Annotated in this window: 10 protein-coding genes and 1 pseudogene; 5 read left to right on the forward strand and 6 right to left on the reverse strand. The window is 69.4% G+C overall.

All coding sequences use genetic code 11. From position 1 onward, the window contains the following. Positions 1–13: 13 nt before the first annotated feature. From OG936_RS15515 to ssd, 4 genes are read right to left on the reverse strand one after another with little or no spacing between them, the layout of a single operon-like run. Positions 14–811: a type II secretion system F family protein gene (locus OG936_RS15515; protein WP_406495360.1), complete on the reverse strand. Its 798-nt coding sequence runs from the start codon at positions 809–811 to the stop codon at positions 14–16. Next, positions 808–1,689 carry a type II secretion system F family protein gene (locus OG936_RS15520; protein WP_406495361.1) on the reverse strand — a complete coding sequence of 294 codons (882 nt, stop codon included), beginning with the start codon at positions 1,687–1,689 and terminating at the stop codon, positions 808–810. The genes OG936_RS15515 and OG936_RS15520 overlap by 4 nt, the downstream gene beginning before the upstream one ends. Continuing rightward, positions 1,686–2,834, reverse strand: coding sequence for a TadA family conjugal transfer-associated ATPase (locus OG936_RS15525; protein WP_406495362.1), 1,149 nt, complete (start codon positions 2,832–2,834; stop codon positions 1,686–1,688). Before OG936_RS15525 ends, OG936_RS15520 begins: the two co-directional genes overlap by 4 nt. Then, positions 2,831–3,892, reverse strand: coding sequence for a septum site-determining protein Ssd (ssd, locus tag OG936_RS15530; RefSeq protein WP_406500465.1), 1,062 nt, complete (start codon positions 3,890–3,892; stop codon positions 2,831–2,833). The genes OG936_RS15525 and ssd overlap by 4 nt, the downstream gene beginning before the upstream one ends. A gap of 565 nt (positions 3,893–4,457) precedes the next feature. Here ssd and OG936_RS15535 point away from each other — a divergent pair. Then, positions 4,458–5,297, forward strand: coding sequence for an HAD family hydrolase (locus tag OG936_RS15535; RefSeq protein WP_406495363.1), 840 nt, complete (start codon positions 4,458–4,460; stop codon positions 5,295–5,297). Between the two features lie 578 nt (positions 5,298–5,875). Here OG936_RS15535 and OG936_RS15540 read toward each other — a convergent pair. Beyond that, positions 5,876–6,700: an oxidoreductase gene (locus OG936_RS15540; RefSeq protein WP_406495364.1), complete on the reverse strand. Its 825-nt coding sequence runs from the start codon at positions 6,698–6,700 to the stop codon at positions 5,876–5,878. Positions 6,701–6,802: 102 nt separating this feature from the next. On the opposite strand from OG936_RS15540, the gene OG936_RS15545 reads away from it, so the two are divergent. Continuing rightward, positions 6,803–7,798 (forward strand): ATP-binding protein, encoded by a 996-nt coding sequence (locus OG936_RS15545; protein ID WP_406495365.1) that lies wholly within the window; start codon positions 6,803–6,805, stop codon positions 7,796–7,798. A 312-nt stretch (positions 7,799–8,110) separates the two neighbouring features. On the opposite strand, the pseudogene OG936_RS15550 reads toward OG936_RS15545, so the two are convergent. After that, positions 8,111–8,742 (reverse strand): annotated as a pseudogene (locus OG936_RS15550) (hypothetical protein); the annotation flags it as partial. A gap of 377 nt (positions 8,743–9,119) precedes the next feature. On the opposite strand from OG936_RS15550, the gene OG936_RS15555 reads away from it, so the two are divergent. From OG936_RS15555 to nhaA, 3 genes are all read left to right on the forward strand, one after another. Continuing rightward, positions 9,120–11,960 (forward strand): SulP family inorganic anion transporter, encoded by a 2,841-nt coding sequence (locus OG936_RS15555; RefSeq protein ID WP_406495366.1) that lies wholly within the window; start codon positions 9,120–9,122, stop codon positions 11,958–11,960. A 230-nt stretch (positions 11,961–12,190) separates the two neighbouring features. Beyond that, positions 12,191–14,188, forward strand: a complete 1,998-nt coding sequence (acs, locus tag OG936_RS15560) for an acetate--CoA ligase (RefSeq protein WP_406495367.1) — start codon at positions 12,191–12,193, stop codon at positions 14,186–14,188. A 213-nt stretch (positions 14,189–14,401) separates the two neighbouring features. After that, positions 14,402–15,820, forward strand: coding sequence for a Na+/H+ antiporter NhaA (nhaA, locus tag OG936_RS15565; protein WP_406495368.1), 1,419 nt, complete (start codon positions 14,402–14,404; stop codon positions 15,818–15,820). Positions 15,821–15,861: the final 41 nt, after the last annotated feature.

Consider the following 15,861-nt stretch of genomic DNA (forward strand, 5'->3'; position numbering starts at 1 on the left):
CAGCGCTTTTCATTCAGGCGGAGTGAAGCAGGCCGGTCGCCAGCCCGATCACCACCGGCGCCACGCCGACTGCCAGGAACGCGGGCAGAAAACAGAGCCCGACCGGTGCGGTGATCAGCACGCCTGCCCGCTGGGCGCGCGTCACGGCCGCGCTCGCCCGCTCCGCCCGCATCGCCTCGGCCAGCCGCGCCACCGGCTCCGCCGCCGGAGCTCCGGTCGATCCCGCCCGGTCCAGGCAACGGGACAGCGCGCCGGCGCCAGGTATCTCCCCGAACCGCCCCCACGCCACGGCCGGTTCACCACCGAGCCGGATCTCCGCCGCCGTCCGCGCCAGACACACGCCGACCGGTCCGCCCAGCGAATCCCCTACCGCCTCCGCCGCCTCCCAGGGGCCTGCTCCGGCCGAAATGCATGCCGCCAAGAGATCTGCCGCCAGCGGGAGTTGGCGTGCGGCCTCAGCCATTTCCGAAGCACCGGCACCCTGTTCGCCGCTGCGCCGGGCCCGCTGCCACCGCCGGGCGATGTACGCCCCGGCAAGCCCGGCCACGCACCCCAACAGGCCGCCGACCAGGACCACGCCCGTCGCCACAGCCCCCAGCGGTGCGATCCACTCCTTGGCTGCCAGGGCGCCGGAAACCGCACGCCCGGGTCGACGCTTCTCCGCACCGATCGCCATCAGCGCCGCACCCCGGCGGCGTACCGCCCGCCGATGCCGCCGCCCCGACAGAGCGAGAGCCAGATACAGGGCCAGGCCCAAAACCCCCCACACCGCCGCCACCAGGTGGGCGGCATCGCCGATGACTCCGTTCATGCCGCCTCCCCCGCCCGTACGATCCGTCCGGCCCAGCAGAGCCCGGCAGCCTCCAGCAACCCACCCGCCACCAGACAGACCAGCCCGGCCGGCGTGTGCAGCAGCACCTCCAACGGATCCGCTCCGAGCGCCGCCCCCAGTCCCAGCCCAAGCACCGGCAGCAGCGCGAGCACGGCCACCGTCGACCAGGCACCCGCCAGTTGGGCCCGTAACTCCTCGCGTCTGCATCGCTCGGACCGCAGTGCACCTTCCAGGCGGTCCAGCCCCGCCGCGAGCCCGGCCCCACCGTCCGCCGCCACCCGCCAGCAGGCCGCGACCCCGGCAAGCCCGTCCAGGCCCGGCTCCCGTGCCGCCTGCCCGAGCGCCCTCGGTACATCGCCACCGAACCGTGCCGCGGCGGACACACCAGCCTCCGCCGCTCCCATCACCCCGGTCCCGCGGACTGCGACGAGCAGCGCCTGCCCCGGCTCGTGTCCGGCCCGCAGCTCACCCACGACTGCGCCGCACAGCGCCACCAGCCCATCGGCTCGGCGTTCCCGCTTACGCGTCAGGGCCTGTCTCCGCAGCCACCGCCGCACCAGCGGCACCGCGACCGCCCCGGCCAGTAGCGGAAGCACGGACTCCCCCAGCACCGCGATGGCCAGCGCCACCGGCAGACAGAGCCACTCCCGCCGCTCCCGCAACCGCGCCTGGAACCACGCCCGAATCCGCTCCCAGCGCGCACGCAGCGTCGACTCCACCTCTCCGTCGACGAACAGCCCCCGGGCCCTCCGCCGCCCCTGGTCCTGCGCCACCACCAACCAGGCCGCCACCGCGACGCACAAGACCGCCGCGCAGCCCGCAGTCGCCGACAGCCCCGGCGCCGCACCGCCGCTCACAGCGCACCGCCGATCAACGACCGCAGCCGCTCCCAGCCCCGCTCCCGCACGAATCCGCCGGCGCCCCAGCGCAGCGCCGGCACGGTCACCACCAGCCCGGCCGCGTCCCGCTCCAGCACCTGCACCTCGGCGATCCGCCGCTGTCCGGCCCGGTCCCGTACGAGATGGACCACCACTGACAGCGCCGCCGCCAACTGGCTGTGAAGTGCTGCCCGGTCCAGCCCCGCCGCCGTCCCCAGCGCCTCAAGACGGGCTGGTACATGCTCGGCGGCATTGGCGTGAACCGTCCCGCAACCGCCCTCGTGCCCGGTATTCAGCGCGGCCAGCAGTTCGGTGACCTCGGCACCCCGCACCTCCCCGACGACCAGCCGGTCGGGCCGCATCCGCAGCGCCTGCCGCACCAGGTCCCGAAGAGTCACCCGGCCCGCCCCCTCCTGATTGGCGGGGCGCGACTCCAAACGCACCACATGCGGATGGTCCGGCCGCAGCTCCGCCGAATCCTCGGCGAGCACGATTCGCTCACGCTCCCCGACTGCACCCAGCAGACTCGACAGGAGGGTCGTCTTTCCGGCTCCCGTCCCCCCGCTGATCAGATAGGAGACCCGGGCGTCCACCAAGGCCCGCAGCACCCGGTCGCCGTCCGGTGGCACCGTCCCGGCCTCGACCAGTTCCGTCAGCGAGAAGGCCCGCGGGCGTACCACCCGCAGCGACAGACACGTCGAGCCGACGGACACCGGCGGCAGCACGGCGTGCATACGGGTGCCGTCCGGCAGCCGTGCGTCCACCCAGGGCCGGGCGTCGTCGAGCCGCCGCCCCGACACGGCCGCCAGCCGCTGAGCCAGCCTGCGCACCGCGGCAGCGTCCGGGAACGTCACCGCAGTGATTTCGAGCCCGCCGCCCCGGTCCACCCACACCCGGTCCGGCGCACAGACCAGCACATCCGTCACCGCCGGGTCGGCGAGCAGCGGTTCCAGCACTCCGGTCCCGACCAGCTCGCCGCGCAGCTCATCGGCCGCACCAAGCACTTCAGCATCACCGAGCAGCCGCCCCTGGGCACGCAGTGCGGCCGCGACCCCGGCCGGGGTCGGCGCCGCGCCGCTCTGCGCCAGCCGCTGCCGTACGGCGTCGAGCAGCGTCTCGGTCATGACGCATCCCCAGCGGTGCGGCTCCCGACGCCCTCCGGGGCGAGCGCCCGCTCCCAGAAGGCCGTGCAGAACCTGGCCAGTGGACTGCGCGCGCTGCTGCCGGGGGGTGCCCCGCCGTCCTGGGCCGCCAGCAGCCCGGTTTCGAGCGGGAGTTCACCAGCAAGCGGCAACCCAAGCGCTTGCGCCACCCACCGTTCGTCGAGGCCCGCCGCGTACGGACCGCGCGCCACCACCCGCAGGTCGTCCAGGACCATTCCGGCCATCGCCGCCACCCGCTTCGCCGCCGCAACCGCCCGAAGCTCCCCCGGGACCACCAACAGCCCGAGGTCCAGCTGCGCGAGCGCCTCGGCGACCGCCTCGTCGACCCGGCGTGGCAGATCGACGACAACCACCCCGCCGAGCCTGCGCGCGGCGGCCAGCACAGCCTGTATGGCCGGCGGCGGGATCACCACCCAGTCGTCGCGGCCCCAACTGAGCACCCGCAAACCGTGCAGTGCGGGAAGCGACTCCTCCAGCGCGCCTCCGCCGACCCGCCCTTTGGAATGGGCGAAATCCGGCCATCTCATTCCCTCGGTCCGCTCGCCGCCGAGCAGCACATCGATGCCCCCGCCGAGCGGGTCACCGTCGATCAGCATGGTCCGCCGCCCGGCCCTGGCCGCCGTCACCGCGAGGGCGCAGGCCAGTGTGGATGCGCCGGAACCGCCCCGCCCGCCGATCACCCCGACGGTGAGTGCCGGCCGGCCCACGCCTTCCGCCGCATTGGCGATCTGATCGACGAGCCAACCCTCGGATTCGGGCAGCCTCAGCACATATTCGGCCCCGATCTCGACGGCGCGACGCCAGACGTCCGGGACATCCTGGTCCCGGCCGACGAGCATCACACCGCGCCTGCGCGCCACCCCGCGGCACCGCTGGGCTGCGTCGTCCCCCACGAGAACCATCGGGGCCTGATCCCAGCTGCCTCTGCGCTCGGGCAGCGAGTGATGAACTTCCGGTTCCGCTCCAGCGGCGGCGCACAGCCGCAGCAGATCGTCGAGGAGTTCCACATCCTCGGTCACGATCAACGGTCCGCCCCGCCGCACTTCGGCGCTCGGCAGACGATCCCGTGCGTTGGATTCAGCCACGATCTCCACCCCCTTCTCACTGCACCTTCATCACAGTTCGCGCTGATCCCGGAGCGTTCCGGGATCAGCGATTCCACAACCCGCGGACTTCGCGGCTGGAATCACCGTGCAACGCTTCGGGAAATCGTGTGGATCTTGCTCAAAAACTGTGGACAACCCCACCGCTGTGAATAACTCGGTCACTCATACCGGCGACTCCCGGAGAGCAGCACTTCCGCTACGCACCGTGACGGGGCACGATGATGGGAGACGGGCGAGAAGTGAGCCGTCGTAGCCGAAACGGAGGCGGAATGCTTGATTCCAAACCGCGGAAATGGGTCCGGACATGCGACGACCCCCGCCGGGGGGGAGAGCGGGGGTCGTCCCCACGGCCGACTCGGGGGGGGAGGAGCCGGACCGGGTTAGCACGGTCGCGAACGATCCGTGACTTCCATGGTGTACCCGAGAGCCTTCTCAGGCAAACCCACGCGCCAGAGTTTACGCCGAATGGTGGGCCCCTATGCTCTGCCTTGTGGAAAACCGCTTCTTGCCGCGCACAGCAGCCTTCTTCGACCTGGACAAGACGGTCATTGCGAAGTCTTCGACGCTGACCTTCAGCAAGTCCTTCTACCAAGGCGGACTGATCAACCGCCGCGCCGTGCTGCGCACTGCGTACGCACAGTTCGTGTTCCTCGCCGGGGGTGCAGATCACGACCAGATGGAACGGATGCGGGAATATCTCTCCGCGCTCTGCAAGGGTTGGAACGTACAGCAAGTGAAGGAAATCGTCGCCGAGACCCTGCACGATCTGATCGACCCAATCATCTACGACGAAGCGGCGACGCTCATCGAGGAGCACCACACCGCCGGACGCGATGTGGTGATCGTCTCGACCTCGGGCGCCGAGGTCGTCGAGCCGATCGGCGAGCTGCTCGGCGCCGACCGAGTCGTCGCCACCCGAATGGTCGTCGGCGACGACGGCTGCTTCACCGGCGAAGTGGAGTACTACGCCTACGGACCGACGAAGGCCGAGGCGATCAAGGCACTCGCGGTGTCGGAGGGGTACGACCTCTCGCGTTGCTACGCCTACAGCGATTCGGCGACCGATGTACCGATGCTGGAATCGGTCGGACACCCGCACGCAGTGAATCCGGACCGCACTCTGCGGCGCGAGGCGACCCTCCGCGAGTGGCCGGTTCTCGTCTTCGATCGACCGGTCCGGCTCAAGCAGCGGCTGCCCGCTTTCACAATGCCGCCGCGTCCCGCGCTGGTCGCGGCGGCGGCGGTGGGCGCGGCCGCGGTCACGGCGGGACTGGTCTGGTACACCTCCCGTCGCCGCTCCATCAATCCCTCCGTCTGACCTCGCGACCCGGGCGGCACCCCGATGCCGTGAACCCGCTGCCCGACCCCGCCCATGGGGCCGGACAAGGCGACCACCTCGACCCAATTCACCGACTGAACCAAGCTGTCCAACTCGCCCGTAATTGAACCTAAAAGTAAAGAAGTGTGGCCAGCACTACCGCTCACACCAGCCCTGGAGTACAAAGGACTCAACGGCCCGCGAGACCAAGGACGTCCGAGAGGATTACCTGTAACGCAGAGAAGGCCCCACGGACCGAGCATGAAAACCGAGCACCCACGCGACGTCGACCCGTCGATTACGGGCCAGCCGCACCAGGGAACGGGCAAAGCCCCCGACCTGATGGGCACATATCGAGGACGCCTGGTAACTGGGTAGACATGCCAGCGGCGGTACCGAGGACGGTACCGCCGCAACCCTTGCACCGGGCCGTGAAGTTGCCCCGGCGAAGTCACCGCGAAGCCGCCCTTGGCCCGGTGGAATCACCGCACTGAAGTTACGACCCTGACGTTATGCGGTGGAGTTTCACGGCTGACAATTCAGCCCGTCGCACCCGGCACCGCGACACCGCCGCGTCGTTACGCGGCGCCGCGCTGCAGCGCCTCGCACACCGCCGTCGATTCCCTGACTCCCAGTTCCACAGCGCGCCCGCAGTGCGCGATCCAGGTCGCCAACCCGTCCGGCGTCCCCGAAAGGTAGCCATCGAACGCCGCGATATACGCCGCCCGGCCCTGCTCGGCGTGCCCCACCTCGGCGGGGCAGACCGATTTGGGGTCGAGCCCGCTCCCGATCAACACGATCCGCTCGGCGGTCCGTGCGACGAGGCCGTTGTACGAACCGAAGGGGCGCAGGGCCAGCAGTTCACCGTGCACAACCGCCGCCGTCACCAACGCGGGCGCCGAAGTGCCCGAAAGGATCAGCCCGGAGAGCCCTTCCAGCCGTCCGGCCACCTCGTCGGCGCCCGGCAGCGGCGCTTGGATCAGCGGTTCGTCCACGGGTTCGCCCGTCAGCCGCGGTCGGCCGACAGCGTCCTCGGGTTCGGCGCCGCCGGCCGCAACCAGATGAAGCCGCGCCAGAACACGCAAGGGCGACTGCCGCCAGATGGAAAGCAGTTGGCCCGCTTCGGCGGTCAGCCTCAGGGCCGCTCCGATCACATGCGCCTCACCGTCTCCACTGAAGTCGGTGCGGCGGCGCACCTCCTCCAGGTTCCAGTCGGCCCCGGACAGTGCCGCCGAGCCACGGGCGCCGCGCAGTGCCGCTTCGGCGGTGACCTCGTTGCTTCGGCGCCGCATGACACGGTGACCGTAGACGCGGTCGACGGCCTTGCGTACGGAGTCCACCGCATCGGCGACTCCCGGCAGGGCGCCCAGGGTGGCGAGCGGATCAGAGGCAGGCGTACTCATAGGTAGCGAGGCTACGCGCCCCACAATCCGTTACGAGCCGGGAGTGGCCTTCTTCACGAAGTGTGACAGCAGAGCGCGATCGTCACGCTACCCTAGGTGAACATGAAGATCGCTTTCGTAGGGAAGGGCGGCAGCGGCAAGACCACGTTGTCCTCGCTCTTCATCCGTCACCTTGCCGCCAATGAAGCCCACGTCGTCGCGGTGGACGCCGACATCAACCAGCACCTCGGGGTCGCGCTCGGCCTCGACGACCAGGAAGCCGCGGCGCTCCCCGCCATGGGGGCCCAGTTGCCTCTGATCAAGGAGTATCTACGCGGCAGCAATCCCCGTATCGCCTCCATCGAGACGATGATCAAGACGACTCCGCCCGGCGAGGGCTCGCGACTGCTGCGGGTCCGTGAGGACAACCCGATCTACGACGCGTGCGCCCGTACGGTCCGGCTCGACGACGGGGAGATCCGGCTGATGGCCACCGGGCCGTTCACCGAGTCGGATCTGGGCGTGGCGTGCTACCACTCCAAGGTCGGTGCGGTGGAGCTCTGCCTCAACCATCTCGTCGACGGCCCCGAGGACTACGTCGTCGTCGACATGACAGCCGGATCGGACTCCTTCGCTTCCGGGATGTTCACCCGTTTCGACATGACGTTCCTGGTCGCCGAGCCGACCCGCAAGGGAGTCTCGGTATATCGCCAGTACAAGGAGTACGCGCGGAACTTCGGGGTCGCGCTGAAGGTCGTCGGCAACAAGGTGCAGGGTGAGGACGATCTGGATTTCCTGCGCGCCGAGGTGGGCGACGACCTGCTGGTCACTGTCGGGCACTCCGACTGGGTACGGGCTATGGAGAAGGGCCGTCCCGCCCGCTTCGAGCTGTTGGAGGCGGACAACCGGATGGCTCTGCAGGCACTGCAGAACGCCGCGGAGGATTCGTACGAACAGCGGGACTGGGAGCGATACACGCGGCAGATGGTGCACTTCCATCTGAAGAACGCGGAGAGTTGGGGCAACGAGAAGACGGGCGCCGACCTCGCCGCCCAGGTCGACCCCGCCTTCGTGCTCGACGAGCGGTACGTGCAGGACGGCGCCGCCCAGCCGGCCTGACCGTCGGCTCAGCCAACCCGGTCAGCCGGCCCAGCCGATCCGGTCGGCCGATGCCCCGGCCGGGAAGAGGCGTTCGTACCGCCGGGATGTCGTTGACATTCCTTCCGCCGGGGCGCCGTTGCACCCCTTATCAGGCGCCGGTTCACAGCAGTACCGGTCCTCAGCCGAAGGACGCTCAGCTCGGTGGCCGCGCACGGCCACCGAGCACTGTCACCGGGGGCCGTCGCCGAGCCGGCGACCGGGCTGATAGGCGTCGGATCCGGCGTGAGCCGTGCCGGCCCCCGATGTCCGGCCCGCTTCCGCCGGCGAGTCAGACACACAGCGGACACCCTTCTTGGTGCAGACCGTCGCGATGGTCTCCTCGACGGCGCGCATGTACGTGCCACCGTTCCAGGGCTCGAAATCGAGAGGCCCCAGATACCGTCCTTCTTCTTCGGCCAGACCTGCTTGTTGACCCCGCTGGAGTCGTACCGGAAGCCCGTGGCCCGCGCTGCGGCGACCATATTCTTCTGCCCCTCCAGACATGGGGTACGGCCGCCGATGAGCTCCTTGTCGTAGTCGAAGGGAAGCGGCTTCTCATCCTTGAGACCGGCGTCGTTGCTCTTCCAGCTCTTCACAAAGGACTTGGCCCGGTCGATCTCGCTCTTCCACTGGTCGACAGACCAGGTGCCGACGCCGCCCTCGGGGCCGCAGAAGTGGCCGTTGAAGCAGGTGCCGATCTCGTCGCCGTCCTCCCAGGCACCGCGCATCCGGCTGATGGTGTTCCGGATTCCCTCGGCCTCGTTGAAGCCGATGTCGGAGCTGCTGACGTTGCGCTTCGGCGGATCGCAGAGCTCCCGTTTGTCTTTCGGCGGCATGTACACGCCGCTGAGGAAGTACGTCGTGTTCGCGTGGTACTTCCTTCCCATCTCGCGGAAGTGCGAGAACAGCTTCTGGCTGTCCTCCCGGAGGAGCGGCCGGCCACCGCAACCAGCGCAACAGCCACGACGCCCAGGGCGACCCGTCCGGCAGCGGTCCTCTTCGCGGCAGCCAGCATCCGCCCACCCTCTTCCTTGCAGCCGATTCGCGTCGAGGTGCCGACACGGCGCGGCCAAAGTCGCGTGCAGCTTTGCCGGAATCAGTGCGATAAGCCGCATAAAAAGCTGCCTATTCACCTGAACAGGTGATCGACCGGGTCATTTAACCTCAAGCATCGACATGAATCTTTACTCTCCATTACGATCTATTTACTGAGAGTTGAGAAATCCCGCCGCTGCAAGCCGTGCCCCACGGCCGCGTCCCCCACGTTCCGCGACCGCACCGCCCCGGAGGAGACGGGAAAATGTCTGCCTACGTACCCACTCGCCATGACCGCCCACCCCGCAGTTCGCGCCCACCCCGCGCCTGGGGGATCAAACGACCACACAGCCCGCCACCGCCGCGTGGCAGCGGACGATTCCGCATCACGGGCGCCGACCTGTCCGCCTCGGTCACGGTCTTCCTGCTCGCCGTCCCCATGTCGCTCGGCCTCGCAGTCGCCATGGACGCCCCGCTGGAAGCCGGCCTCATCTCAGCCGCCATTGGCGGTATCGTCGCCGGGCTGCTCGGCGGCACACCCCTCCAGGTCAGCGGCCCGTCCGCCGGACTGACCGTGGTCACAGCCGAGTTGATCCAGATCTACGGCTGGCGTACCACCTGCGCGATCACCGTCGGCGCCGGACTGCTGCAGATCCTGCTGGGCTCACTGCGGGCGGCGCGCAGCGCCCTCGCCGTCAGCCCCGCCATCGTGCACGGCACCCTCGCCGGAATCGGCGTGGCCATCGCGCTCGCCCAGCTGCACATCGTGCTCGGTGGCTCACCCCAGAGTTCAGCGGTCGCCAACACCCTCGCCCTTCCCGACCAGTTGGGGCGGGTGGGTCCGGCCGCACCCCTGATCGGCGTGCTGACCATCGCCGTCCTGGTCCTGTGGCCGCGGATTCCTGGGCGGATCGGCCGGGTGTTACGGCGGATTCCGGCCGCCCTCGCCGCAGTGGTGACAGCGACGGCGGTGGCCGCGCCGGCCGCACCCGGGATCGCCCGGGTCGACCTGCCGTCCTGGCGCTCCCACGCACTGCCGGAGATGCCGCAAGGTCCCGTACTCGCCCTGGCCACCGCTGTGTTCACTGTGATGTTGGTGGCCAGTCTGGAGTCGCTGCTCGCCGCGGTGGCCGTGGACAAGCTGTCGGCCGACCGCGCCGGTGAGCGAACAGCCGCCCGGTCACAGGCCGACCCGCCTTCGGCGTCCGCGGCGGTGTCGGTACGGGCGTCGGCGTCGGCGCCGCCGGCCCCGCCCGCCAGGCGTTCGGATCTCGACCGTGAGCTGCGCGCCCAGGGCATCGCCAACACCCTGTCCGGACTCGTGGGCGGGCTCGCGGTGTCCGGTGGTGCGGTGCGCAGCTCGGCAAACGTGCGGGCAGGGGCGACGAGCCGCGCCTCCACCGTGCTGCACGGCGTCTGGATGGTTCTCGCCATCGGGCTGCTGGTTACCGTCCTGGAATGGATCCCGCTGGCCGCCCTCGCCGCGCTGGTCATGATGGTCGGCATCAAGATGGTGAGCTTCGCCCACATCCGCAATGTCCATAAGCACCGAGAATTCCTGGTGTACGGGGCGACGATCAGCGGCGTGGTCCTCTTCGGCGTGCTCAAGGGCGTGGCGATCGGCATCGCGGCGGCGGTGGCCGTGGCACTGCATCGGCTGGCCCGGACCAGGATCACCGTGGCCAATCAGGGTGAACGGCATCTGATCGTCGTGCGGGGCCAGTTGACGTTTCTCGCGGTGCCTCGGCTCAGTCGGACGCTTGGACAGTTGCCGCAGGGCGGGGACGTCGTCGTCGAGCTGGACGGCTTCTTCATGGACCACGCGGCGTACGAGGCCATCCAGGACTGGAGCCTTGCCCAGAAGGCCCACGGCGGCAGGGTCGCTTTCACCGGCAGGTCAGGCGGCCGGATCGCCGAGCCCACCTCGTCGGCGCACTTCTGTTGCCGCCCCTGGACGCCCTGGCGGAACCATCACTGCCACGACCGGCCCGAGCAGACGCCCGACGCCCACCCTGGCCCCGGCGCCCCCTTCGACGGCTCCCGCACCGGCCTCGACCCCGTCCGGGGAGCGGACACGAGCCCCTCTCCCAGCACCGTCGACGGCCACAGCTCCGAATCCGGCTCCGCCCCTGATGTCGGTCCCGCTTCCGGCCCCGGAGCCCACAACACTCACGATCCGGCCACGCCAGCCACCGCCCCACGCGGGATCGGCGGCAACCGCCTGGCCAGCGGCCTGAGTTCGTTCCAGCGCAACACCGCCCCGCTGGTGCGCGAGGAGTTGGCCCGGCTGGCTCGCGAGGGTCAGTGCCCCTCCCAGCTCTTCATCACCTGCGCGGACTCCCGCCTGGTCACCAGCATGATCACGGCGAGTGGCCCGGGCGACCTGTTCACCGTGCGGAACGTCGGCAATCTGGTGCCCCCGCCGGATACCGATTCGGGTGACGACTCGGTGGGTGCCGCGATCGAGTACGCGCTGGATGTGCTGAAGGTGGAGTCCATCACCGTGTGCGGGCACTCCGGCTGCGGCGCGATGCAAGCTCTGCTCGACGCCGAGCCCGCTCCGGACACTCCTCAGACGTCCCTGTGGCGCTGGCTGAGACACGGGTTGCCGAGCCTGGAACGGATGGCGTCCCGCCATCACGCCTGGGCACGGATCTCCGGTCGGCTGCCGACCGATGCGGTGGATCAGCTCTGCCTCACCAACGTGGTCCAGCAGTTGGACCATCTACGGGCCCATGAACCGGTGGCCCGGCGACTCTCTCAGGGCACGCTCCAACTGCACGGGATGTACTTTCACGTGGGCGAAGCACAGGCCTACCTGCTGACCGAGGGCGCGAGCGCAGGACTTGCGCTCGACGAGGTCTTCGACCGCGTGGACCCGGGCGTCACCCCCGGCAACGTTCCGGCCCGGGCGCCGGCCGAAACGAAGGCCCCGGTCGAACCCCACGCCCTTGCCGAGGCCCGCACCCGCACCCGCACCCACACCTCGGGCGCTTCCCGCGTCACCGGCGACGCCGACACCCTCGGGTCCACCGCCGTCCCGGGAGCTCCCTCCTCCCCGGGCGATCCTTCGGATCCCGGCCGGTTGGAACGTACTGGCGTCTGAACCGCATTCGTCCCCGGTCCGTGAGACCTTGTGGTCCCGCCTCCGCAACACACCGTGTGACTCCGCAAACGCACCGTGCCGCTCGGCCCCCGTGCCGGCCGGCACGGCGTCGCATCGCGTCAGCCGTACGGGGAAGCGGGACCGTGTCTCCATGCACGCCCATACACGAAACACAGGTCTAAACCAATTTCGGGCAGACACTTGTCACCCGGCCTTTGGCCTGATGAGCTATGCCCCGGGACACAACGGACACCCTGGGAATGGGAGATGTCGTGAGCAACGAAAGCTTGGCCAATCTGCTTCGTGAGGAGCGGCGGTTCGCACCGCCTGCCGATCTGGCCGCGAACGCCAACGTCAAAGCGGAGGCGTACGAGCAGGCCGAGGCGGACCGGCTGGGCTTCTGGGCCGAGCAGGCCCGTCGCCTGACCTGGGCCACGGAGCCGACCGAAACGCTCGACTGGAGCAACCCGCCCTTCGCGAAATGGTTCGCGGACGGCAAACTGAACGTCGCGTACAACTGCGTGGACCGCCATGTCGAGGCCGGCCATGGCGACCGGGTCGCCATCCACTTCGAGGGCGAGCCCGGCGACAGCCGCGCGATCACTTACGCCGACCTCAAGGACGAGGTCTCCCGGGCCGCGAACGCACTCATCGAGCTCGGTGTCGGCAAGGGCGACCGGGTCGCCGTCTATCTGCCGATGATCCCCGAGGCCGCCATCGCGATGCTGGCCTGCGCCCGCATCGGCGCCGCGCACTCGGTGGTCTTCGGCGGCTTCTCCGCCGACGCCATCGCCGCCCGCATCCAGGACGCGGACGCCAAGGTCGTGATCACAAGCGACGGTGGTTACCGCCGGGGCAAGCCGTCCGCGCTCAAGCCCGCCGTGGACGACGCCGTCTCCCGTATCGACAGCGTCGAGCACGTCCTGGTGGTGCGGCGCACCGGCCAGGAGACCGCGTGGACCGAGGGCCGCGACGTCTGGTGGCACGAGATCACCGGCCGGCAGTCCGCCGAGCACACCCCCGAGGCGTTCGACGCGGAGCAGCCGCTCTTCGTCCTGTACACCTCCGGCACCACGGGTAAGCCGAAGGGCATCCTGCACACCTCCGGTGGCTACCTCACGCAGGTCGCATACACGCACCACGCAGTCTTCGACCTCAAGCCGGAGACCGACGTCTTCTGGTGCACCGCCGACATCGGCTGGGTGACCGGCCACTCGTACATCGTCTACGGCCCGCTCGCCAACGGCGCGACGCAGGTCATGTACGAGGGCACGCCCGATACCCCGCACCAGGGGCGCTTCTGGGAGATCGTGCAGAAGTACGGCGTCACGATCCTCTACACCGCGCCGACCGCGATCCGTACGTTCATGAAGTGGGGTGACGACATCCCCGCCAAGTTCGACCTGAGCAGCCTTCGGGTCCTCGGTTCGGTCGGTGAGCCGATCAACCCCGAGGCGTGGATGTGGTACCGCAATCACATCGGCGCCGACAGGTGCCCGATCGTGGACACCTGGTGGCAGACCGAGACCGGCGCGATGATGATCTCGCCGCTGCCGGGCGTGACGGAGACCAAGCCGGGAAGCGCCCAGCGCGCCCTGCCCGGCATCTCCGCCACGGTCGTCGACGACGAGGCCAACGAGGTTCCGAACGGCGGGGGCGGCTATCTCGTCCTCACCGAGCCGTGGCCGTCGATGCTCCGCACCATCTGGGGCGACGACCAGCGTTTCATCGACACCTACTGGTCCCGCTTCGAAGGCAAGTACTTCGCCGGCGACGGCGCCAAGAAGGACGAGGACGGCGACATCTGGCTGCTCGGCCGGGTCGACGACGTGATGCTCGTGTCCGGGCACAACATCTCGACCACCGAGGTCGAGTCGGCGCTCGTGTCACATCCGTCGGTCGCCGAGGCCGCCGTGGTCGGTGCCGCCGACGAGACGACCGGCCAGGCCATCGTGGCGTTCGTGATACTGCGCGGTACGGCTGCGGCCTCCGACGAGCTCGTCGCGGAGCTGCGCAACCACGTCGGTGCCACGCTCGGCCCGATCGCCAAGCCGAAGCGGGTCCTTCCGGTTGCCGAGCTGCCGAAGACCCGCTCGGGCAAGATCATGCGTCGCCTGCTGCGTGACGTCGCCGAGAACCGCGAACTGGGAGACGTCACGACGCTCACCGACTCCTCGGTGATGGAGCTCATCCAGACCCAACTGCCGTCCTCCTCCTCGGAGGACTGAGCCCAGGTTGTCCCCGGGAGCATCCGGCAAGGCGCCGGGTGCCCCTCGGGCATTTAGGGTGAAGATCACCGGTTACAGCCCCGCACACCCCAGGTACAGTGGCAGGCGCATCAACAAAGTAATAAGAAATCTCCACAGGGTGTGCCGGGAAGTCTGGTCGGCAAGTGCATCAGCCATGCCATCGCTGCCGTACCGACCCGGAGGTCCTCAATCGTGGCCGCGCCCACCCCCGCACCCGCACCCCCTTCTTCCGAGCCCCGCCGTACCTTTCTCGGGCGCCTGTCCCTCCCTGAGCGGAACTACCTCGCGAATGCCCTGCGCACCGAGACCGTCGGCGGCGTCATCCTGCTGATCGCCGCGGTGGCGGCCCTGGTGTGGGCGAACACTTTCGGTTCCAGTTACGCGGCCGTCAGCGACTTCCACTTCGGTCCCGGTTCGCTGGGCCTCAACCTCTCCGTGGAGCACTGGGCGGCGGACGGGCTGCTCGCGGTCTTCTTCTTCGTCGCGGGCGTCGAACTGAAGCGGGAACTGGTCGCGGGCGAATTGCGCGATCCCAAGGCGGCCGCTCTCCCCGTCGTCGCCGCGCTGTGCGGAATGGCGGTTCCGGCCGTCGTCTACACGCTCGTGGCCGTGACCGGCGGAGGTTCCACGGGCGGCTGGGCCGTCCCGACCGCCACCGACATCGCCTTCGCCCTCGCCGTCCTCGCGGTCATCGGGACGTCCCTGCCGAACGCGCTGCGCGCCTTCCTTCTGACCCTCGCCGTCGTCGACGACCTCTTCGCGATCTTGATCATCGCGGTCTTCTTCACCGAGACGATCAACTTCATGGCGCTCATCGGCGCCTTCATCGGCCTCGCCGTCTTCTATCTGCTGCTGCGCAAGAACGTGCGCGGCTGGTACATCTACGTACCGCTCGCCCTGGTCATCTGGGGCCTGATGTACAACAGCGGCATCCACGCCACCATCGCCGGTGTCGCCATGGGCCTGATGCTGCGCTGCACGCGGCGGGACGGCGAGGCCCACTCCCCCGGCGAGCACATCGAGCACCTGATCCGCCCGCTGTCGGCCGGTGTCGCCGTACCGCTGTTCGCCCTCTTCGCCGCCGGGGTCTCCCTCTCCGGCGGCGCGCTGGCGGGCGTCTTCACCCGGCCCGAGACGCTCGGTGTCGTCCTGGGGCTCGTCGTCGGCAAGGCGATAGGCATCTTCGGCGGTACGTGGCTGGCCACCCGCTTCACCAAGGCTGAGCTGAACAAGGACCTGGCCTGGGCGGATGTCTTCGCGGTCGCCTCGCTCGCCGGGATCGGCTTCACCGTGTCCCTGCTCATCGGCGAGCTGGCCTTCGTCGGCGACGAGGACATGATCAACCAGATCAAGGCCGCCGTGCTGCTCGGCTCCCTGACGGCCGCCGTCCTCTCCTGTGTACTGCTCAGACTCCGAGTACGCAGATACCGGGCGCTGCACGAGGAGGAGGAGCGCGACGAGGACGAGGACGGCGTGCCCGACGTCTACGAGCAGGACGACCCGGAGTACCACCTGCGGATGGCCGCGATCTACGAGAAGAAGGCGGCCGAGCACCGACGTCTTGCCCAACTGGCGGGGGCAGCGAGCGTCAAGCCGGACAGTCCGGCATGATCTGACACCAGATGTGTTGAGCAGGAGAGCAGAAGAGGGAG

Source organism: Streptomyces sp. NBC_00846, from assembly GCF_045207325.1.
Lineage (GTDB): Bacteria > Actinomycetota > Actinomycetes > Streptomycetales > Streptomycetaceae > Streptomyces.